Source organism: Streptomyces sp. NPDC056734 (assembly GCF_042790455.1).
Lineage (GTDB): Bacteria > Actinomycetota > Actinomycetes > Streptomycetales > Streptomycetaceae > Streptomyces.
This window is the reverse complement of the sequence record NZ_JBHTZD010000015.1, coordinates 96,532-120,549: the sequence shown is the minus strand read 5'-3', so window position 1 is coordinate 120,549 and position 24,018 is coordinate 96,532. Positions and strand designations below refer to the sequence as shown.

The window sequence follows — 24,018 nt, the reverse complement described above, 5'->3', positions numbered from 1 at the left end:
CCACTCACCACCTCCGCCGACGCCTTGGCCTTCGCGGACAGTCCTTGTCCGCAAGGGTCCATAGGTTCGCGCTTACGGCCAACCGGCGACGGCGGCCGTGTACGGAACCCTCACGGAGGTGGCTGGGATGGCGGACGGGACCGCGATGACAGAGGCTGCGGGCATGGACCGCATGGACCGCATGCACGACATCGACCACACGGCTGACACAGGCGACACGGCCGACACGGTCGACACGGCGAAGGTCGGGGAAGAGCCCGGAACCGGCTCGCCGGCACAGCGCGACGGCGAGAGCAGGGGCAGGGGCAGGGGCAGGGGCAGGGGCAGGGGCAGGGGCAGGGGCGGGAGCAGGCCCGGGCCCGCCGTCCTCACCCCCCGCGCCCTCAACCGCGCCACCCTCGCCCGTCAGCTCCTCCTCCAGCGGTCCACGATGTCGCCGCGCGCCGCCGTCGGGCATCTCGTCGGGCTTCAGGCGCAGGAGGTGAAGCCGCCGTACTACGCGCTCGCCGCCCGGCTCGACGGGTTCACCCCCGAGACACTGTCCGCGCTGCTCGGGGAGCGGGCCGTCGTCCGGATGGCCACCCTGCGCTCCACCATCCACCTCCACACCGCCGATGACGCGCTCACCGTACGGCCCTTCGCTCAGGCCGCCCTGGAACGGGAGCTGAAGATCTTCCGCAAGGGCCTGGCCGGTGTCGACCTGGACCGGCTCGCCACCCTCGCCCGGGACCTGGTCGAGGAGACGCCCCGGACCATGCGGCAACTGCGCGACGCGCTCGGCACGCACTGGCCGGACGCCGACCCGCAGTCCCTGTCCGTCGCCGCCCGCTGTCTGCTGCCGCTGGTACAGATCACCCCGCGCGGGATGTGGGGGCAGAGCAAGCAGGTCGCCGTCACCACCGCCGAGCACTGGCTGGACCGGCCCGCCGCACCCGCCGCCGCCCGGCAGGACATGGTGCTGCGCTATCTCGCCGCCTTCGGGCCCGCCTCGGTGAAGGACATGCAGACCTGGTGCGGACTGACCCGGCTGCGCGACGCGTTCGAGAGCCTGCGCTCCCGGCTCGTCACCTTCCACGACCAGCACGGAGTGGAACTCTTCGACCTGCCCGACGCGCCCCGCCCCGACCCCGCCACCCCGGCCCCGCCCCGCTTCCTGCCCGAGTTCGACAACGCGCTGCTCTCCCACGCCGACCGCACCCGGATCCTCCCGGCCGTGCACCACGGCCGCACCTGGCAGGTGAACACCCCCTACTGCCCGCTCCTCGCCGACGGCTTCCTCGTCGGCGTCTGGGGGCTGACCGACAACGCCCTCGTCATCGAGCTGTTCGAGAAGCTCACCAAGGAGCGGCGGGACGAAGTGCTGGAGGAGGGGGCGCGGATGCTGGCGGCCGTGCATCCGGACACCGGCCACGACCTCCGCTTCGGGACCGTCATGCCTCAGTGACCGTGCCCCGGTGACCCGGGGGAGGCCAGGCATGGAAAGGGGGCGCTGCGGGCCGCTCGTGGAGGCCCGCAACGCCCCCCGGTCATGCACCTGAGGGATACTCAGGAGTCTTTCGGCTCGGCGTCGGCTACGAGTTGAGCTGGGCCGTCACCAGGGCGGAGAACGTCGTCAGCCGGGTGTACACCCCCGGCAACCCGGGCCGGGCGCAGCCGTCGCCCCAGGAGGTGATACCCGCGAGGCGTCCGCCGATCACCAGCGGGCCGCCGCTGTCACCCTGGCAGGTGTCCACGCCGCCGTTGGTGAGGCCCGCGCACACCATGTCGGTGGCGACGAAGCGGGTGCCGTAGGAGGTGCGGCAGCTGGTGTCGGAGACCGTCGGGACGGTCGCCGTGCGCAGCTGGTTGGAGGAACTGCCGTTCTCGCTGGTGTCGCCCCAGCCGAGCACCCGGGCGGTGGCGCCGGTCGCGTAGAGGCCGGTGTCCGTGGCGGCGACGTACGGGATCGTCGCGTACGGCATCGAGGTCGACAGGGTCAGGACGGCCACGTCGTCGCCGCGCGTCACGCTCGTGTACTCGGGGTGGATCCAGATCCGGCTGACCTGGGCGACCGTGCCGTTGGTGCCGTTGAGATAGGTGCGGCCACCGACCACGCGGACACTGCTCGTGGTCTCGCCGACCATACAGTGCGCGGCGGTGACGACCTTGGTGGGCGATATGAGGGTGCCACCGCAGAACTGGTTCTGCGAGGCGTCCGTGATCTGCATGACGTACGGGTACGCGGTCGTGGTGGTCGTGGTGCCGCCGACGACGGGGGTGGGGGCGGCGACGGCGGGAGCGCCGGCGAACGCGGTCGCGGCTGCGGCGGCGGAGGCCGCGAGGGCGAGGGCGGTCTTTCTGGCGCGGATGAGCCCGAACATGAGTCTCCTCGGTCTGCCGGTGGGGGGTCGCGCGGGTGGGGGGAGCACGAGGGCCTCGGACCTGCCCTCGTGTGCCCGGCGAGCGGCACGGCCCATACGCTAGAGGGCAGCCTGTCAGCTCCCAATGAGGGACTCCCCTAAGCGAGTTGGACAGGGGAAACCCTCGGTCGGGCGCCTACCGCCCCACCATCGCCCGCCCCACTATCGCCCGCCCCACTATCGCCCGCCCCACTATCGCCCGCCCCAGCCATCGCCCGTGCCGGCCATCGCCCGTCCCGCGACCGCCCGCCCGGCTACCGCCCGCCCCGCCCCGCCGCCAGTCTCACGATGTCGACCCGTGAGCGGATTCCCAGCTTGCGGTACACCCGGGTCAGCGTCGCCTCGACCGTCTTGACGCTGATGTACAGCCGCCCGGCTATCTCCCGGTTGGTCGCGCCCTCCATCACCAGCGCCGCGACCTGACGCTCCATCGCCGCCAGCCCGGCCAGCGCGTCGAGCGCCACCGGTGGTGCGGACGGCTCCGGCGGGTTCGCCGCGGCCTCCTCCACCTGCCGCAGCCACGGCAGCGCCCGGCAGCGCCGGAACAGCCTGGCCGCCTCGTCGTACGACGTCGGACCCGGCCGCCCGGTGCGCAGCCGGGCCAGCGCGAACGCCGCCCGCGCCTCCTCCAGCCCGTACCCGAGCTTGGCCAGCCGGTCCTGAACGGACGTCAGCTGCGCGAGCGCCGCCTCCCGTTCCCCCCGCGCCGCCCGTACGAGCGCCTCCGCCCGGTCGAGCACGGCCAGCACGCTCTCCCGGCCGAGCCGCAGCGCCTGCACCCGCGAGACGTCGATGACATCCTGCGCCTCGGTGATCTCACCGATCCGCACCAGCGCCTCCGCCAGATCACCCTGCCAGCGCCCGCGCGCCGGGTCGGTGATCCCCATGCCGATCTCCAGCTCCCGCACCCGGCGCAGCGCCCGCACCGCCGCCTGCGCGTCCCCGGCCACCAGCTGGGCGTGCCCGAGCGCGCCCAGGGCCCGCGAGAGATACATGACGTCGCCGTCCTCCTCGGCCCGGTCCGCCGCCTCCCGCGCCAGCGACAGCGCCCGGCCCACCTCGCCGCCCGCCGCCTCGGCGAGCGAGGTCAGCATCGCGCTCGCGCCCTCGCCGATCCCCGCGTCCCGGGCCAGCCGGAGGCTCTCGCGAGCCAGGTCCAGAGCCCGGCCGCAGTGCCCGGAGCGCAACTCGGTCTCGGCCAGGAAACGGACGTAGTGCACCTCGCTCTCGGCCATGCCACGCCGCCGCACCTCGCGCAGCAGCGTCATGACGGTCGTGCGGGCCTCGGCGAGCTGGTCGCACATCATCAGCCAGCGGAAGCGGACCGCGCCCACCCCGTTGTGATCGACGGCGACCCGGGGGTCCTGCGGCTCGCGCATGGCCCGCTTGATGGTGGCCGGGGCGTCCGGATGACCCATCAGGGTCTCCATGTGCGCCTGGAACGCCAGCGCGAGCAACTCGGTACGGCGGTCCAGGGCGCGTGCCGCCAGCCGGGCCGCGTGCGCCGCCTCCTCCCGGCCCCGCTCCATCTCGCCCTCGACCAGCAGCGCCCGCCAGGCCAGCTGATAGCGCACCAGCGCCAGCAGCCGCGGATCGTCGCCCGCGTCGGCCAGCGCCTGCGGGAACACCGCGTCGACCTTGCCCATCCCCTGCCCGGCCGCGTTGATCACCACGATCCACGCCCGCACCCGGTCCGCCGCCGCCGTCGCCCGGGTCAGCACGTCCCGCGCGATGTCCCGGGCGAGATCCGTCTCCCCGCCGGTCAGCGCGTCCTCCGCCGCCGTCAGCCGGCGCTCCTCGGGACCCGGGTCGCCGTCGGCGGGCGTGTGCCGGGCGGCGAGCAGCCCCAGCGAGGCCGCGACCGCGGGCGCCCCCCGGTCCCGGGCCAGCGCCGCGGCCTCGGCCAGCCGCGCCGCCGCCTCCGGGTCGGTGCCGGTGGTCGCGAGCGCCAGATGCCGGGCCCGCTCGATCGGGTCGGAGGCGGCCGTGGACAGCGCCGCGTGCGCGTCCCGCCGCTCCTGCGCGGACGCCTCCGCGTACAGCGCGGCCGAGATCAGCGGATGCGCGAACCGTACGGCCGGACCCTCCGGCTCGGTCGCCAGCAGCCCCAGCGCCGCCGCCTGCGCGGTCTCCGCCTCGGCGTTGACCCGGCCCGCCGCGTGGAGCAGGGCGGTGGTGGGGCGGGCGCCCGCGCTGGCCACCAGCAGGGTGTGCCGGGCCTCGGCCGACAGCCGGTCCAGACGGTGCAGCACCAGCGCGCGCAGCGACGTCGGCACCGGCAGCGGCTCGCCCGGCCGGGGCGAGGCCGGGCTCTCCGCGAGGGCCCGGCCCAGCTCCAGCGCGAACAGCGGATTTCCGCCACTGGTGCGATGAATGTCACGGACCGTGGACCGCAGCAGCTGAAGATAGCCGCGCTCGTCGAGCAGCGCGGACACCTGCGCACGGGTCAGCGGACCCAGCCGCAGCGCCAGGGTGTCCGGCGGGGACGCGCGTAGATGATCGTCGTACTCCTGCCCCTCGGTGCGGGCCGCGCACAGCACCCGCACCGGGAAGTCGCCCAGCCTGCGGGCGGCGAAGCCGAGCAGTTCGGCACTGGCCGGATCCAGCCACTGAAGGTCGTCGGCGACCACCAGCACCGGGCCCTCGGCGGCCAGCGCGCGCAGCGCGGACAGCACCGCGAGCCGCAGGGCGAGGCCGTCGCGCTGGAGGGTGGACTCGCCGCGGCCGGTGAGCGCCGACTCCAGGGCGGTGCGCTGGGCGTCGGGCAGCTTTCCGGCCACCTCGTCCAGCACCAGACCGAGCAGATCGGCCAGGGCCAGGAAGGGCAGATGGGACTCCGACTCGGTCGCAGAGCAGCGCAGTACGGTCCGGGCCGTCTCACCGTATTCGGCGGCCAGCGCCCGCAGCACGGTCGACTTCCCGATCCCGGCGGGACCGTGGAGCAGCACACTGCCACCGCGCCCGAGCTGCTCACGGGCCGCGGTGAACAGCTCCTCCCGCCCGATGACCAGGTCGGGGCGGCATCGCGCAGGCTCCTGGAAGTCCGGTAGCACGGTCACCGCTCCTTCCGAGTGTCGTGGTCCCCGCCAAATTCTAGGCAACGCGTCGTTGAAATCCGGAGGTGCGAGGTCGTGAGGGAGATTACAGCGGGAATTGCGGTTGATTCCGGGACACCGGGGATCGAGCCCGGCCCCTCGGCGGCGACCGGCATGGCGTACGCGTGGCTGATCCGGCGCGAGGAGGGGTGGTCGGTGACCGAGCACGGGCGGGCGTGAGCCACCGCCCGGCCGCCGAGGCCCTGGCCGGAGCCCACCGCGAGCGCGCCGGGCGACCTGGTCCCGGCCCCGGCCCCGGTCCCGGTCCTGGTCCCGGCCCAGGCCCCGGCCCCGGTCCAGGCCCCGGCCCCGGTCCAGGCCCCGGCCCCGGTCCAGGCCCCGGTCGGCTCGCCGATCCGTAACCGCCGCCCCGGCTCCACCGGACCGCCGGAGACGACCGGCAGCCCGGACGCGCGCCGGAGCCACGGCGTCGTGCGCCGGAGCCGCGGAGTCGTGCGCCGGAGCCGCGGCAGCGGCAGCGCACCGCGCATCACTCCCGCACCACCGTCCACCGCCACGGAACCCGCCTCCGTCGTACCGCCCACCCCCGTTCGGGGGTAGTGAGACCTGCATCACGGATTACACGATGACAATGAGCCGCCCGGCAATGGCCCGGCCCGAGGAGGACGACAAGATGACGACGGCGACGACACCGACCGAGGACTTCCGCAGGGCGCGGGACTTCCTGCTGGCCCACCGCGAGGACTACCCCACGGCCTACGAGGGCTTCCGCTGGCCCCGGCCCGAGCACTTCAACTGGGCCCTGGACTGGTTCGACGTGATCGCCGACGGCAACGCGCGGACCGCGCTGCACATCGCGGAGGAGGACGGCCGGGAGACCAGGCTGTCGTTCGCGGAACTGTCGGCGCTCTCCGACCGGTACGCCAACTGGCTGCGCGCGCGGGGCGTCGCCGCCGGTGACCGCATCCTGGTGATGCTCGGCAACCAGGCCGAACTGTGGCTGACCGCGCTGGCCGCGATGAAGCTGCGGGCCGTCGTCATCCCCGCCACCCCGCTGCTCGGCCCCGCCGATCTGCGCGACCGCGTCGGGCGCGGCCGGGTCCGGCAGGTGATCGCGCGCGCCGAGGACACCCCCAAGTTCGACGACGTACCCGGCGACTACACCCGGATCGCGGCCGGCGGCGCCCCCGACGGCTGGCTGCCCTACGAGGAGGCCGAACGGGCCCCCGCCGGCTTCACCCCCGACGGCCCCACCCGCGCCGACGACCCCCTGATGCTCTACTTCACCTCCGGGACCACCGCCCGCCCCAAACTGGTCGAGCACACCCATGTCTCGTACCCGGTCGGGCATCTGTCGACCATGTACTGGATCGGCCTGCGCCCCGGCGATATCCACCTCAACATCTCCTCGCCCGGCTGGGCCAAGCACGCCTGGTCCAACCTCTTCGCGCCCTGGAACGCCGAGGCGACCGTCTGCCTCCTCAACTACACCCGCTTCGACGCCGCCCGCCTCATGGCCGAGATGGACCGCGCGGGCGTCACCACCTTCTGCGCCCCGCCGACCGTGTGGCGGATGCTCATCCAGGCCGACCTCACCCAATTGCGCACCCCGCCCCGCGAGGTGGTGGCCGCCGGGGAGCCGCTCAACCCCGAGGTGATCGAGCAGGTCCGCCGGGCCTGGGGCGTCACGATCCGGGACGGCTTCGGGCAGACGGAGACGGCCGTGCAGGTCGCCAACAGCCCCGGCCAGCCGCTGAAGACCGGCTCCATGGGCCGCCCCAGCCCCGGCTACCGCGTCGCCCTCCTCGACCCGGTCACCGGCACCCCCGGCGACGAGGGCGAGATCGCCCTCGACCTGTCCTCTCCGGCGGGCCGCCCGGTCGGGCTGATGACCGGCTACCACGGCGACCCGGACCGTACGGCGGAGGCGATGTCCGGCGGCTACTACCGCACCGGCGACATCGGCTCCCGGGACGCCGACGGATACATCACCTACATCGGCCGCAGCGACGACGTCTTCAAAGCCTCCGACTACAAGATCTCGCCCTTCGAGCTGGAGAGCGCGCTCCTGGAGCATCCGGCCGTCGCCGAGGCGGCCGTCGTGCCCGCGCCGGACCCGCTGCGGCTCGCGGTGCCGAAGGCGTATGTGGTGCTCGCCGAGGGCTGGGAGCCCGGCCCCGACACCGCGCGGGTGCTGTTCGAGCACGCCCGGGAGGTGCTGGCCCCGTACAAGCGGATCCGGCGGCTGGAGTTCGGCGCGCTGCCCAAGACGGTGTCCGGCAAGATCCGCCGGATCGAACTGCGCGAGGCGACGGCGGCGGGGTCGGCACGGGAGTACCGCGAGGAGGACTTCAAGTGACCGCGCCCGGCGCTCGGGTGCCGTCGGGGCTCAGCGGGCCCCCGTCGCCGTCAGCCGCTCGGCCGTCGTGTTGACCGGCTGGGGCGTGCCCGTCAGGTCCAGTACGTACATCCCGGGCGCGGCCAGCGCTATGCCGGAGGGCGGGCGCTGGTCGGCACGCCGGATGCCCTGGTGGCCGAGCCGGTCCAGATACAGGACGGCGGTGGTCACCGCGTCCTTCGCCGTGCGGATGGTCACCGGCCGGAACGCCGGGCGGCCGTCGCCGGACGGGGCGCACGGCTCCGTCGCCACCTGGACGCGCAGGGCCGTGCCGCACGGACAGCCCAGCTCCGGGCGCGGCCGGCTGCCGACCAGCCCGCACCCCGTACAGCGCGCGGGCACCCACTCCTCGTCCCAGGCGCGATGCGCCACGGGCCGTACCGTGCCGCGCGGATCCAGCGGCGGCGCCACCGCCGTACCGCACACACAGGGATACGACGGTGGGGTGTAGCGGTGCTCACGGCCGCAGGCCGGGCAGCGCACCGGGATGCTCTCGGACAAGTCCCGCTCCAGAAAAGGCGTCAGGTCGGCATCAGGTCGGCATCAGGGCCGGGACGGCGACCCCATGGTGCTCCACCGGGCCCCCGCTTGTCCGTCTCTTGACTGCCTTGGCCCACACTCCTACATTACTTCCAGATCGTAGAAAAGATTTTCCACGATACGGAATTCGCGGAATCGCGGATGTACTCGCGGCGGGCGCGACGGGAGTACGCATCCGACAGCCGAAGCAGGAGTATGGAGTAACCCATGGCTCGTATGACCGCTGCCCGCGCGGCAGTCGAGATCCTCAGGCGCGAGGGCGTCACCCACGCGTTCGGTGTGCCGGGCGCGGCCATCAACCCCTTCTATGCCGCGCTCCGGGCGGCCGGCGGCATCTCCCACACCCTCGCCCGGCATGTGGAGGGCGCCTCGCACATGGCCGAGGGCTACACCCGCACCGAGGCCGGGAACATCGGCGTCTGCATCGGCACCTCCGGACCGGCCGGCACCGACATGATCACCGGCCTGTACTCGGCGACCGGCGACTCGATCCCGATCCTCTGCATCACCGGCCAGGCCCCGACCGCGGTGATCCACAAGGAGGACTTCCAGGCCGTCGACATCGCCTCCATCGCCAAGCCGGTGACCAAGATGGCGATCACCGTGCTGGAGGCGGCCCAGGTGCCCGGCGTCTTCCAGCAGGCGTTCCATCTGATGCGCTCGGGCCGCCCGGGGCCGGTGCTGATCGATCTGCCGGTCGATGTCCAGCTCACCGAGATCGAGTTCGACCCGGACACCTACGCGCCGCTGCCGGTCTACAAGCCCGCGGCCACCCGCCCCCAGATCGAGAAGGCCCTCACCCTCCTCAACGCGTCCGAACGGCCGCTGATCGTCGCGGGCGGCGGCATCATCAACGCCGACGCGTCCGAACTGCTGGTGGAGTTCGCCGAGCTGACCGGTGTCCCGGTCGTCCCGACCCTCATGGGCTGGGGCGTCCTGCCCGACGACCACGACCTGAACGCCGGGATGGTCGGCCTCCAGACCTCGCACCGCTACGGCAACGCGACCTTCCTGGAGTCCGATTTCGTCCTCGGCATCGGCAACCGCTGGGCCAACCGCCACACCGGCCGGCTCGATGTCTACACCGCCGGGCGGAAGTTCGTCCACGTCGACATCGAGCCCACCCAGATCGGCAAGATCTTCGCCCCGGACTACGGCATCGCCTCCGACGCGAAGGCCGCGCTTGAGCTGTTCATCGAGGTGGCCCGCGAGCTGAAGGCCGCGGGCCGGCTGCCCGACCGCTCCGGCTGGGCCGCCGCCGCACAGGAGAAGCGGGCCACCCTCCAGCGCCGTACGCACTTCGACGACATCCCGATCAAGCCGCAGCGGGTGTACGAGGAGATGAACAAGGCGTTCGGGCCCGACACCCGGTACGTCACCACCATCGGCCTCTCGCAGATCGCCGGTGCCCAGATGCTGCACGTCTTCAAGCCCCGCCACTGGATCAACTGCGGCCAGGCGGGCCCGCTCGGCTGGACCATCCCGGCCGCGCTCGGTGTCGCCAAGGCAGACCCCGAGACCCTGGTCGTCGCCCTCTCCGGCGACTACGACTTCCAGTTCCTGATCGAGGAACTCGCGGTCGGCGCGCAGCACCGCATCCCGTACGTCCATGTCCTGGTCAACAACGCCTATCTCGGCCTGATCCGCCAGGCGCAGCGGGCCTTCGAGATCGACTTCCAGGTCAACCTGGAGTTCGAGAACCTCAACTCACCCGAGCTGGGCGTCTACGGCGTCGACCATGTCAAGGTCGCCGAGGGCCTCGGCTGCAAGGCGATCCGGGTGACCGACCCGAACGAACTGGGCGCCGCCCTGGAACAGGCCAAGAAGCTCGCCGTCGAGTTCCAGGTGCCGGTGGTGGTCGAGGCGATCCTGGAGCGGGTCACCAACATCTCGATGTCACCCACCAATGACATCGGCAACGTGGTGGAGTTCGAGGAGATCGCGACGGAGCCCGGGCACGCGCCCACGTCGATCAGGACGCTGAAGGTCTGAGGGCCTGACGACCTGAGGGGCTTAGGGGCTGAGGGGGGGGCGAGCAAGCCGTGCTACGGCCGGCGCTCGCCCTCCTGCTCCTGCGGATGCTGTTCGGTGAGGCCCGGCCAGTCCTCCGGGCCGCCGCCCTGCCACTCGATGAAGGCGGCTTCCTCGACGTCGGTCACATAGTGGTCCGCGAGCCGCAGGAACTCACTGACGTCGTCGAGATGGGTGGCGACGCCCAGCGTCTCGTCACCCTCGGTGACCCGCCGCGACCCGTCCAGAGCCGGCGGATGCACCACCACGTGCGGTTCTTCCGGGGGATGTGCCATGCCCTGTGCCATGCCTTCAGGGTGCCGTGGGGGCGGCCGTGCCGCACGCCCGTCGCCCGGCACGCTTCCGGGGATGGGACCGTCCGACGGCGCGAGGCTGGGCGCGAGGAGCCGTTCGCGCCGCCGGACGGAGTCATGGGTTGCCCAGGGCCGTGCCCGCCAGGGGGCTGTGCTCGCCCGGGGCCGTGCCCGGCTGGGACCGCGGCGGCGGCGACGGCGCCGGAGGTCTTCCCTCAGGTCGGAAAGGGTCCTCCGGGGCTTCACCACCGCACTGGCTCGCACGCCGCCGCGGTCCTGGCCGGGTCCGCCGGCCGGTCGACCACCCCTGAGGCGGGTCGTCGGCGCGTGGCGGACACGCGTCCGCTGCCGGGGGCTCTCGCCGGGCGCACGGACGCCGTTCTGGGTTCCTTGAGGTAGGCCGTGGAAGGGGAAGGGGAAGGGGAAGTGGATCCCGGACGGTGCCGGCGCCTGGGCGCGACAGGACAGTTGTCAGCGGCGGCACCGCCCGGAGCAGGGGGTGGGGGACGGTCAGAGCTGGGCGCCCGACAGGCGCTCGACGGACCGCAGCAGTGCCGAGTGGTCGAGCCCGCCGTCGCCCTGGGTGCGCAGCGAGGCGACCAGCTGGGCGACCACGGCACCGACCGGCAGGGCCGCGCCGACATTGCGGGCGGCGTCGGTGACGATGCCCAGATCCTTGTGGTGCAGATCGATCCGGAAGCCGGGCTTGAAGTCCCGGTCGAGGAAGTTGTCCTTCTTCCGGGTCAGCACGGTGGACCCGGCGAGACCGCCGTTGAGCACATCCAGCGCGGCCCTCAGGTCCACGCCGGACTTCTCCAGGAAGACCACGGCCTCGGCGCACGCCTGGATGTTCACGGCGACGATCAGCTGGTTGGCGGCCTTCACGGTCTGGCCGGAGCCGTGCGGGCCGCACAGCACGATGGTCTTGCCGAGCGCCTCGAAAATCGGCTTGGCGGTGTCGAAGTCGGCCTGCTCGCCGCCGACCATGATGGAGAGGACGGCCTCCACGGCCCCGGCCTCACCGCCGGAGACGGGCGCGTCCAGGACCCGGATGCCCTGGTCGCGCGCGGCGGCGGCCAGGTCGACGGAGGTCTGCGGGGTGATGGAGGACATGTCGATCAGGAGCGCGCCGGAGCGGGCGTTCTCCAGGATGCCGTCCGGCCCGTAGGCGATGGCCTCTACCTGGGGGGAGGCGGGCACCATGGTGACGATCACGTCGGCGTCCCGTACGGCGTCGGCGATGGACCCGGCGACGGTCCCACCGGCCGCCGCGAGCCGGTCCAGCTTCGGCTGCTCCAGCGTGAACCCGGTGACGTCGTATCCCGCCTTGATCAGATTCTCGGACATGGGCGAGCCCATGATGCCGAGCCCGATCCAGGCGACCTTGGGGAGATTGCTCATGTGGGTACCTCTCTGGACTGGACGTCCGAAGTCGTTCCGCGCGCTTGTCGGTTCACCGTTTGCCGACCGAGACGGGTGGTGGGTGGGCATAGGTCCGGGGGTCTGGGGGCGGAGCCCCCGGCGACGGTCACCCGAACGCCGGGCACAGGGCGGAGCCCGACGCTCAGCTCAACGCCGGTCAAGGGGCGGAGCCCCGCGCAGCGACCGGCAGCCAGTCGAACGCCTCCGCGCCCGGCCCCGCCGACTTGTACTCCAGCCCGACCCACCCGTCATACCCGGCCTTGGCCAGCTGACCGAGCAACTCCTCCAGCGGCAACGCCCCCGTCCCCGGCGCCCCCCGCCCGGGATCATCGGCGATCTGGACATGCCCCGTCCGGTCGGCGTAGTCGGCGATCACCTGGGGCAGATCCTCACCGCTCATGGAGAGGTGGTACAGATCCATCAGGAACCGCGCGTTATCAAGCCCCGTCACCTCGTTGACCCTGTCGACAACCTCGACCGCGGCCCGTGCGGACACCAGCGGATACTTCGGCGACTCAGGCCGATTCAACGCCTCGACCAGCAAAATCGCCCCGATCCGGTCGGCGGCCCGCGCGGCGAGGGCGAGGTTCTCCAGAGCCAGCGCATCCTGCGCGCCCGGCTCGACCCCGTCCACCCGGTTGCCGTACAGCGCGTTGAGCGCCGTACACCCCACGGACGCGGCGAACCCCGCCGCCACCTCCACATTCGCCCGGAACCGGTCGGACTCCGCCCCCGGGATCGACAGCGCGCCACGGTCGGGGCCGGGGAGCTGCCCGGCGTAGAAGTTCAGCCCGACGAGCTGGACGCCGGCGTCCTCGATGGCGCCCTTGAGGGCATCGAGTTCGGATCGCCCGGGGGCGGGGGAGTCGACCCACGGCCACCACAGCTCGACCGCGGAGAAACCGGCCGCGGCGGCTGCCGCGGGGCGCTCCAGGAGCGGGAGTTCCGTGAAGAGGATCGACAGGTTGACGTCGAAGCGCCGGCCCGCGGCAGTGCCCGATTCAAAAGCTGGCATCAGGGCTCCGCTCCTTCCGCGTCTCATTTCCGTATTATGGAAGTTAGTTTCTGTCTAATGGAAGTAATGGAAGAGTGCCGCCGGGTGCGGACCCTTGTCAAGGGGGCTGCCGCCGCGCACGCGCCACGCGTTAGGTTGGGCCCGTGCGATTGCGAGTTGAGTTCACGACCGAGCCCTTCGACCTCGACCAGGCCCCCGATCACGCGCTGGTGGCGCGGGAGGTCATCGAGGCCGCCGACCTGGACACGGTGGACGTGGGCCCCTTCGGCAACACGGCGGAAGGGCAGGCCGACGCCGTACTGACCGCCCTGGACGCCCTGCTGCGCCGGACCCTCCAGGCCGGTGCCACCCGCGTCTCGCTCCAGGTCAATGTGGTCGGGGAGGGCGATAAGTGACCGGCCATGATGCCTTCATCGCCGCCGTGAAGCCGCTGGTCGACGCCATGGGCGGGGCCATGCTCCCGCCGGGTGAGGCCGGTCCGGACGATGTGGTGCTCGCCTGGGCCGGGGCCGACGCGATCGCCGTACGGCTGCCCCAGCTCGCCGACTCCCTCGACCACATCCTGGCCGCCATGGAACGCCGGCACGGCAAGTCCCTGGCCGACCTCGACCGCAAGACCAAGCAGGAGGTCGTGCGGGTGCTGGAGGCGCGCGGAGCCTTCTCGGTACGCCATGGGGTGGAGACCGTGGCGACCGCCCTCGGGGTGAGCCGGTTCACCGTGTACAACTACCTCAACCGAGAGCGGGAGAGCTGACGCACCGGTTCCCGGCCGCCGCACCTCGCCTCCTGACGTAACCCCGAATTTTCAACAAACTGTTGACGCTGACACCCGCAGGGCGTTAGCTGGCCGCAGCCCGTTCAGCACAAGGCGCGGAGGCTCTGCCGTGACGACGACCTCGACGCCGGGCCTGGCCCGGTTCAACGCTCTGGAGGAGAACGCGGCCCGGGCCGCCCTGCGCGAGGTGTGCGCCTCCGCGACCTGGGCGGGGCACGTACTGGCCGCCCGCCCGTACGCCACCGGTGAGGACCTGTACACAACCAGTGACACCGCCCTGGCCGGGCTGACCGCCGACGGCCTCGGCGAGGCGATGGCCGGGCATCCCCCGATCGGCCGCCCCGAGCCCGGCGACCCCACCTCGGCGCGGGAGCAGGGCGGCCTGGCCGGTGCCTCCGCCGCCCTGCGCGCGGACCTGCTGGAACTGAACCTCGCCTACCAGGAGAAGTTCGGCCATGTCTTCCTGATCTGCGCCACCGGCCGCACCGGCGAGCAGATGCGCGACGCGCTCAGGGCACGGATCGGCAACGCGCCGGAGCGGGAACGGGAGATCGTCCGCACCGAACTGGGGAAGATCAACCGCATCCGGCTCGCCCGTCTCCTGGAACCCGAAGAGGACTGACCGCCATGAGCACCAGCACCACCGCCTCGGTGTCCACCCACGTCCTGGACACCAGCCGTGGCCGCCCCGCCGGGGGCGTGACCGTCCACCTCGCGGCCCGCGCAGGCCGGGACGCGGACTGGCAGCCGCTCGGCGGTTCGGCGACCGACGCGGACGGCCGGTGCAGGGACCTCCCGGCACTGCCGGGGGCCACCACCCACGTACGGCTCGACTTCGCCGTGGAACCGTACTTCGAGGAAGCCACCGAACCGTACGTCGAGGAATCCACCGCACAGACCGCAGAGAATCGAGCCGATCCGCAGCAGGACGCCCCCGCGCATCGGGACAGCGGTGCCGTGTTCTTCCCCGAGGTGGCGATCACCTTCGCCGTGCGCCCCGGCGAGCACTACCACGTACCGCTGCTGCTCAACCCGTTCGGCTACTCCGTATACCGAGGGAGCTAGCTATGCCGACCATCCTGGGACAGAACCAGTACGGCAAGGCCGAGAACCGAGTCGTCAGGATCACGCGGGACGGCGCCACCCACCACATCAAGGATCTCAATGTCTCCGTCGCGCTGAGCGGCGCCATGGAGGAGGTCCACTACTCCGGCTCCAACGCCAGCGTCCTGCCTACCGACACCACCAAGAACACGGTGTACGCGTTCGCCAAGGAGCACGGCATCGAGTCCGCGGAACAGTTCGGCATCCACCTCGCCCGGCACTTCGTCACCTCCCAGGAGCCGATCCACCGGGCCCGCATCCGGATCGAGGAGTACGCCTGGGAGCGGATCGCCACCCAGGCCGCCGCCTCCACGGCCTCCGCCCCCTCCTCCGAGGAACCCAGGCACTCCTTCGTCCGCAAGGGCCAGGAGGTCCGGGTCACCCAGGTCACCTATGACGGTACGGACTGGGAGGTCATCTCCGGGCTCAAGGACCTGGTGGTCATGAACTCGACCGACTCCGAATTCTGGGGCTACGTCAAGGACAAGTACACGACCCTCCAGGAGGCGCACGACCGCATCCTGGCCACCGAGGTCTCCGGCCGCTGGCGCTTCCACTGGACCGGCGACGACCAGGAGATGCCGGACTGGGAGGAGTCCTACGAGCGGACCAGGGAGCACCTGCTCCGGGCCTTCGCCGAGACCTACTCGCTTTCCCTCCAGCAGACGCTGTACCAGATGGGCGCGCGGATCATCGAGCAGCGCGGCGAGATCGACGAGGTCCGCTTCTCGCTCCCGAACAAGCATCACTTCCTGGTGGACCTGGCGCCGTTCGGACTGAAGAACGAGAACGAGGTGTATCTCGCCGCCGACCGCCCCTACGGCCTGATAGAGGCGACCGTACTGCGGGACGGCTGCGAGGCGAGGATCCCACTGGACCTCACCACCCGCTGATCTCCGCCTATTCCCTGAAGCCGAAGGTCTCTCGAAAAGGACGCACCAGCATGGCAGCACCCCAGCGCATCGTGATCGAGAACGCGGCGATCGCGACCGTCGACGCCCACGACACCGAGTACGCCGGCGGACATGTCGTCATCGCCGGCAACCGGATCGAGTCACTCGGCGCGGGCCCGGCCCCCGAGGGTCTGGAGCAGGTCGTACGCCGGATCGACGCCACCGGACACCTCGTCACCCCCGGCCTGATCAACACCCACCACCACTACTACCAGTGGATCACCCGGGGCCTGGCCACCGACCACAACCTCTTCGACTGGCTCGTGGCGCTCTACCCGACCTGGGCCCGTATCGATGAGCCCATGGTGTACGCGGCGGCCCAGGGCTCGCTCGCGATGATGGCCCGTGGCGGGGTCACCACCGCCATGGACCACCACTACGTCTACCCGCGCGGCTCGGGCGACCTGTCCGGCGCGATCATCCGCGCGGCCCGCGAGATGGGCGTCCGCTTCACCCTCGCCCGGGGCTCGATGGACCGTGGTGAGTCGGACGGCGGACTGCCCCCGGACTTCGCCGTCGAAACCCTGGAGGGCGCGCTCACCGCCACCGAACAGACGGTCAAGGAGCACCACGACGCGTCCTCCGACGCCATGACCCAAGTGGCGGTCGCCCCCTGCTCCCCCTTCTCGGTCTCCACCGATCTGCTGCGCGAGGGCGCCACGCTCGCCCGCCGCCTGGGCGTACGGCTGCACACGCACGGCTCGGAGACCGTCGAGGAGGAGAGGTTCTGCCATGAACTCTTCGGCATGGGCCCGACCGACTACTTCGAGTCGACCGGCTGGCTCGGCGAGGACGTGTGGATGGCGCACTGCATCCACATGAACGACGCCGACATCGCCGCCTTCGCCCGCACCAGGACCGGCGTCGCCCACTGCCCCTCCTCCAACGCCCGCATCGCGGCCGGTATCGCCCGCGTCCCCGACCTGCTCGCGGCCGGGGTCCCGGTCGGCCTGGGAGTAGACGGCACAGCCTCCAACGAGTCCGGCGAACTCCACACCGAACTGCGCAACGCCCTCCTCGTCAACCGCCTCGGCGCCCACCGCGAACAGGCCCTGACGACCCGTCAGGCACTGCGCCTGGGCACGTACGGCGGCGCCCAGGTGCTGGGCCGGGCCGCCGACACCGGCTCCCTGGAGCCGGGCAAGCTGGCCGACCTGGTGCTGTGGAAGCTGGACACCCTCGCCCACGCCTCCATCGCCGACCCGGTCGCCGCGCTGGTCCTGGGCGCCCCCGCCCCGGTCACCGCGTCCTTCGTGAACGGCCGCCAGATCGTGGCGGACGGCCGCCTGCTCACGGCCGACGAGGACGCCATCGCCCAAGCGACCCGTACCGAGGCCCGCCGCCTGGCGGACATCACCGCCCGGGGCTGAGCGTCCCCCTGCTCCGCCCGGGAGGGACGGCTCCCGTCGGCGACCCCGGACCAGAGCGGGGCCCCGGGCGCCTGTCTCAAGGGCGTGCCGGACGACGCACGCCCCGGAACTCCGAATTCGCCGCCTACAGCCCCAACAGCCCCGGCTCCGACGCCAGCTGCTTGAACCGTCCGCCCGGGTCCGCGACCAGCTTGCGCAGCTTCAGGTCCAGCAGTCCGCTCAGGCCCTCCACCTCGGCGGCCAGCGTGCCGTCCGCCTTCACGATCCGCTGCACCACCTTGAACGTCTTGCCCTCACCCCACAGGAACGCGCAGGTCACCGTCACCTCATCACCCGCGAGCAGCTCCCGCCGGTAGCGGATGGTCGTCTCCAGCACCACCGGCCCCAGGCTGTTGTCCGTCAGGTCCCGCTGACGGATCCCGGCCGCCTCCAGCAGCGCCCACCGCCCGTGCTCGGCATAGCTGAGATAGACGGCCTGATTGAGATGACCCTGAACATCGGTCTCGTACCCACGGACGGTCACCGGCACCGAGAACTCTTCGCTCACCACAACTCCTTGTCCAAGCCATCGACTCTGCCCGCCGATCCTGGCACGCCCCTCACACCCGGCGCGGAGAGGCCAGCAGATAGCGCACCCGGGTGCGAGGCTCGGTGTACTCGCCCGGTTGCCAGCCCGCCCGCTCCAGCGTCGCCGCGCACGCTCGCAGGGCCGCCGGGTCCGGCTCATGGACGGCCACGGCGTCCGGCTGCGGGGTGGCCCTGACCCGGTAGCCGGACTCCTCCGTCCCGTCCGCCGGCCGATGCCCCGCCGCCTCCAGCGCCAGCGCCGCCGCCCGCACGAGATTGCTCCGCTCCCAGCCGCAGGGCCGGTCCGTCGCCCCGTCCGGATTGGTCATCCGCCGCAGCTCCAGCAGCCCCTGCCAGGCACTGTGCACCTCGCGGCTCCGCGCGGGCCCGCCGACCGGCGGTTCCTCCTCACCCCCGACGCGCGCACTGAACACCCCGGCGTCGCCCTCCGCCACAGCCACCGCAACGGGCTCCTCCCGTAGCCGATGCCCGGCGGGCGTCAGAAAGTGATCGTGCGGCGCACGCGGATGCCGGAAGGCGAGCCCCCGCTTGACCAGCGCCGCGAGCTGCGCCTCCGTACCCTTCAGCCGCCCGGTGACCGGATCGGCCGCGTCGATGACCCGCCGCTGGGCGGCACTGCCCGGTCGGGCCATCGCACCCTCCTCACCCTCCGAGCCAGCCCTCCGAACCAACCCTCCGAACTCACCCTTCGAAGGCTACGTCGCGGGTCGGACATTCCACCCCGCGATCACCGGCCGCCCGTGTTCATGGCCCAGCCTGCACACCGCCCCCGTCGCCAGCTGGAACAGCGCCCCGTCCTGCGGCGGCAGCGCCAGCCACCGGGCGGTCAGCACCCGCAGAATGTGCCCGTGCGCCACCAGCACCACACACCCCTCGTGATTGCTGAGCGCCGCGTCCACCTTGGCCAGCATCCGGTCCGCCCGCCGCCCGACCTCCTCCACGCTCTCGCCGGGATGCTCCGGCGGCCCCGGCTCCACCCCGTCCGTGAACAGGAACCACCCGGGCCGGTCCCGCTGGATCTCGACCGTGGTGACCCCCTCGTAGGCCCCGTAGTCCCACTCCATGAGATCCGCGTCCGGCCGCGCGTCCGGCAGCCCGATCAGCTCCGCTGTCTCCCGGGCCCGCTGCGAGGGGCTGACGAACGCCGCGCCAATCCTGTGCGACCGGATCAGCGGCACGACCGCGCGGGCTTCGTCCCGCCCCCGCTCGGTCAGCGGGACGTCCGTGCGTCCGGTGTGCCGCCCGGACCGCGACCACTCGGTTTCACCGTGCCGTACGAGAAAGAGATCACCCATGCGTTCAGGCTATGACGACGACGCCCCGGGCCCGGTACGGAACCGGATGCGGGGCGTGTGGTGTCGTACGTCGGCGCTCGGCGGCGCACCCTCCGGCCAGACGGAGTTAACGGAGTTATGCGACAACGCGCATAGTCGCGTACCTGCATGGACGCCAGGTCGGCACCCCCCGTACGGTCGTGGTCACTGGGGGCTGACCGGCCCCGGATGGATGGGGGTTCGACGATGGCTCGTGAGCAACTGACCCGGCTTACCGGCAACGGAAACGGCGGCACCTGCGGAGGAGAGGACTGCCCGAATGTCTACCGCACGGCGACAGGGTCGTTCTTGGTTCAGGGCGACGTTTCCCACGCGTTCAACCCGTCGGCGGGAGAAGGGCTCGTGGAGATTCCGGAGGAGACGTTGAGGGAGGCTGTACGTGCTCTTGGATGGTGAGGACTGGAGTCGCCGTTTCGCAGGGATCACACACGAAGCATGGCGGCTCGAAACCCTTCCGCAGTACCTCGTACCGCAGGAGGCAAAAGTTTTCTCCGCCTTCCGTGAGGGGCGGGTGCTGACTCCCTACTTGGCTTCCGCGTACACCGAACGCGTCTCGCGCCAGCGAGCCGAGGGAAAGCGCAACGGCCGTGTGCACATCGTCACACGACCACTCTCCGACTATCTGCGGTTCGAGTTCAGTCGCTACTACGGGGTGCACGTCCAAGCGGGCGACAACATTCGCATCCTCGACGTGACCAACCGACCGAATCCCCTTGAGGGGGTTCAAGATTTCTGGATGTTCGACCAGACAGAGGTAGTCCTCATGAACTATGAGGCGGACGGGACTCAGATCAACCGCGAGCTACTCGAAGGAGACGTCTCCCCCTTCATCGAGTACCAGCGCACCGCAATCGCGGAGTCGGTGTCCTTCGAGGAGTACGTGAACGGTGGTCATCCAGCCTGATCGGCTCGATCAGTCCGGGCTGGAACTCGCCGCCATGCTCAGACATCTTCGCAAGCAAGCCGGGCTCTCAGGGGCCCGGCTTGCTGTGCGCTGCAATATGTCGCAGTCCAAGATCAGTCGTATTGAGGGCAACAGGGTTCGTCCGTCTCTTGTGGATGTCGAACAGATCTTGAGGGGGCTGGGAGCGACCCCGGCTGTTGCGGCCGAGGTCATGGCCCTGGCCCGCGTGACCGAGACGGAGTGGCAGGACCGCAGGGCCCTGCACCGCAAGGGACTGGACAAGAAGCAGTTGGAACTGGCGGGGGTCGAGGCAGCCACCACAGAATTCCGGTACTTTCTTCTCTCCATGACCACGGGCCTGTTGGCGACGCCGGAATAAATCAGGGAGAGCATCGCCGACACGCCGCCTACGCAGCAGGCCAAGGCCGTCGGCATGAAAGTCGACCGGCAAGCCGTATTGCTCGACCGGTCCAAACACTTCACGTTCATCCTGACCGAGCAAGCCGTCAGGTATCCACTCGTATCTGCAGATGCCATGGCCCTTCAGATCGACCGGTTGGTCTCCGTGTCGCGACTGGGGAATGTCCGGATCGGAGTGCTGCCGATGGACAGGAAGTTCAGCAGCACTCCACTGAGCACGTTCACGGTGTATGACGACCGCTTGGCAACCATTGAGACGGACCTGGGCGCCGCCGTGTTCAGGGGATCGAAAGACGTTCAATCACTCGTGGCCCGGTTCGACGGCTATGCGTCGCACGCCATTTTCGGTGACAATGCCAGGGAGTTGCTGGTTCAGTGGGCGCGGATATTCAGGCGGTGGTCTTTAGTCCACAACGGGCATATCTCACCGTGATCGTCAGGTTCCCGGGAACATTGCTTGCCAACGGACCACCGGGCTCAGGAGGTCCAGGCTTTTCCGGGACAGCAGGAGGTTTTGCACGATGAGCACAGCAGTCGAGATGCGGACCCGTGATCCGCGCACCATCCTGAACGCGCTGGAAGAACGCGTTCCCCGACTCGTGGCGGACGTGGGCGTGCCCGATCTGTGGGAGCGGGAGGTGCGTCTCCTTCTCCGCGACAGCGTGGCCGTGCGCAGCCTCGCGGAACGCATTCTCGGGCAGGGCATCGCCTATGTCATCACCGCGATGGAGAATCCCGGCCGAGACATGGGTGTCGGCTACACCGTGGACATCGGCGTTCATCAACTCATCCTGGACACCCCCCTGTACTTCGCCCTGTGCGACGCCCACAACGGCGGCCGGTACAAGCATCACGCCCCGCTGATCGCCAGGCGTCGTGACGGCGTGGTGGCCCGCACGGCCGAACTCATCCGCGCGAGCGGGTTCGCCGTCGACGACGAACTGTGGGCGACCGACGCGTCCGACTGCTCGCCGTGCGACGACAAGGTCCCCGACAGCCACTGAACCGACCCTCCAGCCCTCTGCCCCTGCTCTCATTCCGAGGGCCGGGGGCGCAGCAGTGCCGTACCCGCCCGCAGATGAAGGACGATCCATTGCCCGCACGCCATGACATCGACGCCGAACGTGAACTCTGGGACACCTATGCCGAGAGCGTTCGCAAGGATGTGTACGAGTCGGACCCCGTCTTCCGCTGGACGCAGTACGCCGGGCACGGGCCGGGCCCCGAACTTCTCGGCGCCCCCGAGTCCGTCCTCGAAGTGGGCTGCGGCACGGGCCGTGCCCTCGCGTACCTCGCCCAGCAGGGGATCAAGACCACGGGCGTCGACATGTCGCCCGTCATGGTGGCGAACGCCACGGAACGATGGGGCCCCCTGGGGGTCCGGTTCGTGTGTGCGGAGGTGCTTCGCTACCTGGCCGAGACGACCGAGACGTACGACGCCGTGTTCTCGATGTTCGGTGCCGTCTGGTTCACCGATCCGGTCAATCTCCTCCCGCTGATCGCGGCGCGGCTGAACCCCGGCGGTGTCCTTGTCTTCTCCCATCCGCCGGCCATTCCCGGCGCGTACGGACCGCAGGGAATGTACAAGGGGGGACTCGCAGGCAAGGCGATGTACACGTACCGCTACAGCTACACGCTCCGGAAGTGGGAGAGCCTCCTGATCAAGGCCGGATTTCGGGAAGTGGAAGTGCGAGTGGTGGAGGCGCCGACGCGAGGGCACATCGGGACGCTGATCGGTCGTGCGGTAGTGGTCTGAAGGCGTCACAGCGACGCCCCGCGCCCGGTACGGCACCGCTCGCGCACGCCCCGCGCGAGGGTGGGGATCATCACCGCCGCCGGAACGAGGTGCAGCCCGAGGAGGGCGGTCGTGGTGGCGGTGTTCGCCCCGGCGAGGAGGGGCGGGATCATCGAGATCGCGGTCAGTGACACCGCTGTCCACAGGAACCGCTCGGCGGGGCGAGCGCTCCAGCGAAGAAGAGCGACGGCGATGACGATGCCCACGACCGAGAAGAAGCCGGTCACCACGGCGAACCCGGCCGGCGGGATCGTCTCGCCACCAGCGGGGACGTCGAAGTCGACACCAACGGCCCGGGCGAGCGCCGCGGCGAGAGTGGTGACCGCCATCGCCGCGAGGGTGGCGACCAAGCCGGTGCCGGCGAGCCCGCGGAGTCGGTGGGTGCGGCGGGCCGCGCCCACTGCCGGGCCCGCGACGGCACCGGCGTCACTCCTGCTGTTCATGTCGTTCCTCCGTCAGTCGGCGACCGGCGTACGGGTGTGTCGACCGGCGGGTCACGGTCCTGGCCCTGGGGTGAGGACGCGCACTCCCGCCGTCGTGCGGCTCCAGCCGCACTACTCCGTGCCGTCCGCCGGCAGGCGCTCCGGCAGCCCGAGCCGCGGGAACCGGTCGTCGTGGAACGTGACGATCTCGGTGATCGCCCCGCCGGTGACGCGCAGGACGTCGATTGTCAGCGGCAGGTACGCGCCCTCCCGCTCGCGCCAGAGGTAGAAGGCGACGGCGGGCTGCCGGTTCACGCAGGTGAGGACGGGGCGCAGGCCCTTCATGCCCTCGAAGCCGCTCTCGGCCCAGTCCTTCACCACCGCGTCGCGGCCGACGTACAGGCCCGGCGTGGGCGGCATCGAGCAGCGGACGTCGTCCCGCAGCAGCGCGGTGAGGCCGCTGATGTCCGTGGCCACGCTGGCGTCGGTGTAGCGGCGCACCAGCTCGCGCGTACCGGCGTCCTGTTCGCCGCCGGTCCAGTCCTGCCGCTCGGCGGGCAGGTGCTCGCGCAGGCCGGCGCGGGCCCGCTGGAGCGCGCTATTGACAGAGTTGACGGAGTCCCCGAGGAGCTTTGCGACGTCCTTCGCCGGCCAGCCGACCACGTCCCGCAGGATCAGCACGGCCCGCGGGCGCGGCGCGAGGTGCTGGACCGCGATCAGGTACGCCAGCTCGATCGTCTCCCGCGCCACGGCGACGGCCTCCGGCTCGTCCGCGCCGCCCGCGGGCAGCTCGTCGAGCAGCCGGTCCGGGTACGGCTGCAACCACGGCACCTCGCCGCCGGTCGCAGGCTCCGGGCGGCACCTGGCGAGCAGGTCCAGGCAGGCGTTGGTGGCGATCCGGTACAGCCAGGCCCGGAACGTCGACCGCCCCTCGAAGGTCTCCCGCCGCCGCCAGGCCCGCAGAAACGTCTCCTGCACGGTGTCCTCGGCGTCCTCGAACGACCCGAGCATCCGGTAGCAGTGCACGTGCAGCTCCCGCCGATGCCGCTCCGCCAGCGCCGAGAACACCGGCTCGTCGACCTCGCCCATCCCGCTCACACCCAGCTCCTCCAGCCGCGTATCCGCACCCATCACGTCATCCTTCCGCCGCCGCGTTGTGTCCCGTCATAGGTGTGACGGCTGCGGGCGCGAAAACTCAT

General features: G+C 71.2%; 27 protein-coding genes. 16 read left to right on the top strand and 11 right to left on the bottom strand.

Going from position 1 to position 24,018, the window contains the following annotated elements; all coding sequences use genetic code 11:
* The first annotated feature begins 127 nt into the window (after nt 1-127).
* Nucleotides 128-1,444 carry a winged helix DNA-binding domain-containing protein gene (locus ACFRFC_RS23345; protein WP_382690502.1) on the top strand — a complete coding sequence of 439 codons (1,317 nt, stop codon included), beginning with the start codon at nt 128-130 and terminating at the stop codon, nt 1,442-1,444.
* Between the two features lie 127 nt (nt 1,445-1,571).
* Here ACFRFC_RS23345 and ACFRFC_RS23340 read toward each other — a convergent pair whose 3' ends face one another.
* Nucleotides 1,572-2,360: a S1 family peptidase gene (locus ACFRFC_RS23340; RefSeq protein ID WP_382690500.1), complete on the bottom strand. Its 789-nt coding sequence runs from the start codon at nt 2,358-2,360 to the stop codon at nt 1,572-1,574.
* A gap of 293 nt (nt 2,361-2,653) precedes the next feature.
* Nucleotides 2,654-5,458, bottom strand: coding sequence for an ATP-binding protein (locus ACFRFC_RS23335; protein ID WP_382690498.1), 2,805 nt, complete (start codon nt 5,456-5,458; stop codon nt 2,654-2,656).
* A 72-nt stretch (nt 5,459-5,530) separates the two neighbouring features.
* On the opposite strand from ACFRFC_RS23335, the gene ACFRFC_RS23330 reads away from it, so the two are divergent.
* Both ACFRFC_RS23330 and ACFRFC_RS23325 read left to right on the top strand, forming a co-directional pair.
* On the top strand, nt 5,531-5,674 hold the full coding sequence (locus tag ACFRFC_RS23330) for a hypothetical protein (RefSeq protein WP_383112650.1): 144 nt from the start codon (nt 5,531-5,533) through the stop codon (nt 5,672-5,674).
* A gap of 454 nt (nt 5,675-6,128) precedes the next feature.
* Nucleotides 6,129-7,814 (top strand): AMP-binding protein, encoded by a 1,686-nt coding sequence (locus ACFRFC_RS23325; RefSeq protein WP_382690634.1) that lies wholly within the window; start codon nt 6,129-6,131, stop codon nt 7,812-7,814.
* Nucleotides 7,815-7,844: 30 nt separating this feature from the next.
* Here ACFRFC_RS23325 and ACFRFC_RS23320 read toward each other — a convergent pair whose 3' ends face one another.
* Nucleotides 7,845-8,354: a hypothetical protein gene (locus tag ACFRFC_RS23320; protein WP_382690496.1), complete on the bottom strand. Its 510-nt coding sequence runs from the start codon at nt 8,352-8,354 to the stop codon at nt 7,845-7,847.
* A 246-nt stretch (nt 8,355-8,600) separates the two neighbouring features.
* Between ACFRFC_RS23320 and gcl the strand changes: the two genes are divergently transcribed.
* Nucleotides 8,601-10,385, top strand: coding sequence for a glyoxylate carboligase (gene gcl / locus ACFRFC_RS23315; RefSeq protein ID WP_382690494.1), 1,785 nt, complete (start codon nt 8,601-8,603; stop codon nt 10,383-10,385).
* A gap of 53 nt (nt 10,386-10,438) precedes the next feature.
* On the opposite strand, the gene ACFRFC_RS23310 is transcribed toward gcl, so the two are convergent.
* From ACFRFC_RS23310 to ACFRFC_RS23300, 3 genes are all read right to left on the bottom strand, one after another.
* A complete protein-coding gene (locus ACFRFC_RS23310) occupies nt 10,439-10,699 on the bottom strand; it encodes a hypothetical protein (RefSeq protein ID WP_382690632.1) in 261 nt (86 codons plus the stop codon).
* 528 nt (nt 10,700-11,227) lie between these two features.
* Nucleotides 11,228-12,118 (bottom strand): 2-hydroxy-3-oxopropionate reductase, encoded by an 891-nt coding sequence (locus ACFRFC_RS23305; RefSeq protein ID WP_382690492.1) that lies wholly within the window; start codon nt 12,116-12,118, stop codon nt 11,228-11,230.
* 178 nt (nt 12,119-12,296) lie between these two features.
* A complete protein-coding gene (locus tag ACFRFC_RS23300; protein WP_382690490.1) occupies nt 12,297-13,154 on the bottom strand; it encodes a TIM barrel protein in 858 nt (285 codons plus the stop codon).
* 143 nt (nt 13,155-13,297) lie between these two features.
* Here ACFRFC_RS23300 and ACFRFC_RS23295 point away from each other — a divergent pair, with 143 nt between their 5' ends.
* The 6 genes from ACFRFC_RS23295 to ACFRFC_RS23270 all read left to right on the top strand — a co-directional run bounded on the left by ACFRFC_RS23295 (nt 13,298) and on the right by ACFRFC_RS23270 (nt 17,356).
* Nucleotides 13,298-13,549: a hypothetical protein gene (locus ACFRFC_RS23295; RefSeq protein ID WP_382690488.1), complete on the top strand. Its 252-nt coding sequence runs from the start codon at nt 13,298-13,300 to the stop codon at nt 13,547-13,549.
* A gap of 47 nt (nt 13,550-13,596) precedes the next feature.
* Nucleotides 13,597-13,908: a helix-turn-helix domain-containing protein gene (locus ACFRFC_RS23290; RefSeq protein WP_382690630.1), complete on the top strand. Its 312-nt coding sequence runs from the start codon at nt 13,597-13,599 to the stop codon at nt 13,906-13,908.
* A gap of 130 nt (nt 13,909-14,038) precedes the next feature.
* Nucleotides 14,039-14,551, top strand: coding sequence for a 2-oxo-4-hydroxy-4-carboxy-5-ureidoimidazoline decarboxylase (uraD, locus tag ACFRFC_RS23285; protein ID WP_382690486.1), 513 nt, complete (start codon nt 14,039-14,041; stop codon nt 14,549-14,551).
* 5 nt (nt 14,552-14,556) lie between these two features.
* The gene (gene uraH / locus ACFRFC_RS23280; protein ID WP_382690484.1) at nt 14,557-14,994 is read left to right on the top strand and encodes a hydroxyisourate hydrolase; all 438 of its coding nucleotides are present in this window, start codon (nt 14,557-14,559) and stop codon (nt 14,992-14,994) included.
* A gap of 2 nt (nt 14,995-14,996) precedes the next feature.
* Entirely contained in the window at nt 14,997-15,926 is a 930-nt protein-coding gene (gene pucL, locus ACFRFC_RS23275; RefSeq protein ID WP_382690482.1) for a factor-independent urate hydroxylase, read from the top strand.
* 50 nt (nt 15,927-15,976) lie between these two features.
* On the top strand, nt 15,977-17,356 hold the full coding sequence (locus ACFRFC_RS23270; RefSeq protein WP_382690480.1) for an 8-oxoguanine deaminase: 1,380 nt from the start codon (nt 15,977-15,979) through the stop codon (nt 17,354-17,356).
* Between the two features lie 124 nt (nt 17,357-17,480).
* Here ACFRFC_RS23270 and ACFRFC_RS23265 read toward each other — a convergent pair whose 3' ends face one another.
* The 3 genes from ACFRFC_RS23265 to ACFRFC_RS23255 all read right to left on the bottom strand — a co-directional run bounded on the left by ACFRFC_RS23265 (nt 17,481) and on the right by ACFRFC_RS23255 (nt 19,239).
* Nucleotides 17,481-17,903 carry an acyl-CoA thioesterase gene (locus tag ACFRFC_RS23265; protein WP_382690478.1) on the bottom strand — a complete coding sequence of 141 codons (423 nt, stop codon included), beginning with the start codon at nt 17,901-17,903 and terminating at the stop codon, nt 17,481-17,483.
* Nucleotides 17,904-17,955: 52 nt separating this feature from the next.
* Nucleotides 17,956-18,576, bottom strand: coding sequence for a hypothetical protein (locus ACFRFC_RS23260; RefSeq protein ID WP_382690476.1), 621 nt, complete (start codon nt 18,574-18,576; stop codon nt 17,956-17,958).
* A 63-nt stretch (nt 18,577-18,639) separates the two neighbouring features.
* Nucleotides 18,640-19,239, bottom strand: coding sequence for a histidine phosphatase family protein (locus tag ACFRFC_RS23255; RefSeq protein WP_382690474.1), 600 nt, complete (start codon nt 19,237-19,239; stop codon nt 18,640-18,642).
* A 225-nt stretch (nt 19,240-19,464) separates the two neighbouring features.
* Here ACFRFC_RS23255 and ACFRFC_RS23250 point away from each other — a divergent pair, with 225 nt between their 5' ends.
* The 6 genes from ACFRFC_RS23250 (at nt 19,465) to ACFRFC_RS23225 (ending at nt 22,358) form a co-directional block, all read left to right on the top strand.
* The gene (locus ACFRFC_RS23250; RefSeq protein ID WP_382690472.1) at nt 19,465-19,674 is read left to right on the top strand and encodes a hypothetical protein; all 210 of its coding nucleotides are present in this window, start codon (nt 19,465-19,467) and stop codon (nt 19,672-19,674) included.
* Nucleotides 19,658-20,182 carry a DUF6879 family protein gene (locus ACFRFC_RS23245; RefSeq protein WP_382690470.1) on the top strand — a complete coding sequence of 175 codons (525 nt, stop codon included), beginning with the start codon at nt 19,658-19,660 and terminating at the stop codon, nt 20,180-20,182. Before ACFRFC_RS23250 ends, ACFRFC_RS23245 begins: the two co-directional genes overlap by 17 nt.
* Entirely contained in the window at nt 20,166-20,561 is a 396-nt protein-coding gene (locus ACFRFC_RS23240) for a helix-turn-helix domain-containing protein (protein WP_382690468.1), read from the top strand. The genes ACFRFC_RS23245 and ACFRFC_RS23240 overlap by 17 nt, the downstream gene beginning before the upstream one ends.
* Nucleotides 20,562-21,035, top strand: coding sequence for a Scr1 family TA system antitoxin-like transcriptional regulator (locus ACFRFC_RS23235; protein ID WP_382690628.1), 474 nt, complete (start codon nt 20,562-20,564; stop codon nt 21,033-21,035).
* Nucleotides 21,036-21,123: 88 nt separating this feature from the next.
* Nucleotides 21,124-21,606, top strand: a complete 483-nt coding sequence (locus ACFRFC_RS23230; protein ID WP_382690466.1) for a hypothetical protein — start codon at nt 21,124-21,126, stop codon at nt 21,604-21,606.
* Nucleotides 21,607-21,695: 89 nt separating this feature from the next.
* Nucleotides 21,696-22,358: a class I SAM-dependent methyltransferase gene (locus ACFRFC_RS23225; protein ID WP_382690626.1), complete on the top strand. Its 663-nt coding sequence runs from the start codon at nt 21,696-21,698 to the stop codon at nt 22,356-22,358.
* A gap of 5 nt (nt 22,359-22,363) precedes the next feature.
* Here ACFRFC_RS23225 and ACFRFC_RS23220 read toward each other — a convergent pair whose 3' ends face one another.
* Nucleotides 22,364-22,840, bottom strand: a complete 477-nt coding sequence (locus ACFRFC_RS23220) for a DUF6069 family protein (protein ID WP_382690464.1) — start codon at nt 22,838-22,840, stop codon at nt 22,364-22,366.
* A 111-nt stretch (nt 22,841-22,951) separates the two neighbouring features.
* Nucleotides 22,952-23,950, bottom strand: a complete 999-nt coding sequence (locus ACFRFC_RS23215) for an RNA polymerase subunit sigma-70 (protein ID WP_382690462.1) — start codon at nt 23,948-23,950, stop codon at nt 22,952-22,954.
* Nucleotides 23,951-24,018 lie beyond the last annotated feature (68 nt).

Coding starts and splice junctions, on each gene's coding strand:
- gcl (WP_382690494.1), top strand. CDS start 8,601: ATGGCTCGTATGACCGCTGCCCGCGCGGCAGTCGAGATCCTCAGGCGC.
- ACFRFC_RS23250 (WP_382690472.1), top strand. CDS start 19,465: ATGGCTCGTGAGCAACTGACCCGGCTTACCGGCAACGGAAACGGCGGC.
- ACFRFC_RS23290 (WP_382690630.1), top strand. CDS start 13,597: ATGGGCGGGGCCATGCTCCCGCCGGGTGAGGCCGGTCCGGACGATGTG.
- ACFRFC_RS23340 (WP_382690500.1), bottom strand. CDS start 2,360: ATGTTCGGGCTCATCCGCGCCAGAAAGACCGCCCTCGCCCTCGCGGCC.
- ACFRFC_RS23345 (WP_382690502.1), top strand. CDS start 128: ATGGCGGACGGGACCGCGATGACAGAGGCTGCGGGCATGGACCGCATG.
- uraH (WP_382690484.1), top strand. CDS start 14,557: ATGAGCACCAGCACCACCGCCTCGGTGTCCACCCACGTCCTGGACACC.
- ACFRFC_RS23300 (WP_382690490.1), bottom strand. CDS start 13,154: ATGCCAGCTTTTGAATCGGGCACTGCCGCGGGCCGGCGCTTCGACGTC.
- ACFRFC_RS23260 (WP_382690476.1), bottom strand. CDS start 18,576: ATGGCCCGACCGGGCAGTGCCGCCCAGCGGCGGGTCATCGACGCGGCC.
- ACFRFC_RS23305 (WP_382690492.1), bottom strand. CDS start 12,118: ATGAGCAATCTCCCCAAGGTCGCCTGGATCGGGCTCGGCATCATGGGC.
- ACFRFC_RS23255 (WP_382690474.1), bottom strand. CDS start 19,239: ATGGGTGATCTCTTTCTCGTACGGCACGGTGAAACCGAGTGGTCGCGG.
- ACFRFC_RS23215 (WP_382690462.1), bottom strand. CDS start 23,950: ATGGGTGCGGATACGCGGCTGGAGGAGCTGGGTGTGAGCGGGATGGGC.
- ACFRFC_RS23220 (WP_382690464.1), bottom strand. CDS start 22,840: ATGAACAGCAGGAGTGACGCCGGTGCCGTCGCGGGCCCGGCAGTGGGC.
- pucL (WP_382690482.1), top strand. CDS start 14,997: ATGCCGACCATCCTGGGACAGAACCAGTACGGCAAGGCCGAGAACCGA.
- ACFRFC_RS23325 (WP_382690634.1), top strand. CDS start 6,129: ATGACGACGGCGACGACACCGACCGAGGACTTCCGCAGGGCGCGGGAC.
- ACFRFC_RS23310 (WP_382690632.1), bottom strand. CDS start 10,699: ATGGCACATCCCCCGGAAGAACCGCACGTGGTGGTGCATCCGCCGGCT.
- ACFRFC_RS23230 (WP_382690466.1), top strand. CDS start 21,124: ATGAGCACAGCAGTCGAGATGCGGACCCGTGATCCGCGCACCATCCTG.
- ACFRFC_RS23270 (WP_382690480.1), top strand. CDS start 15,977: ATGGCAGCACCCCAGCGCATCGTGATCGAGAACGCGGCGATCGCGACC.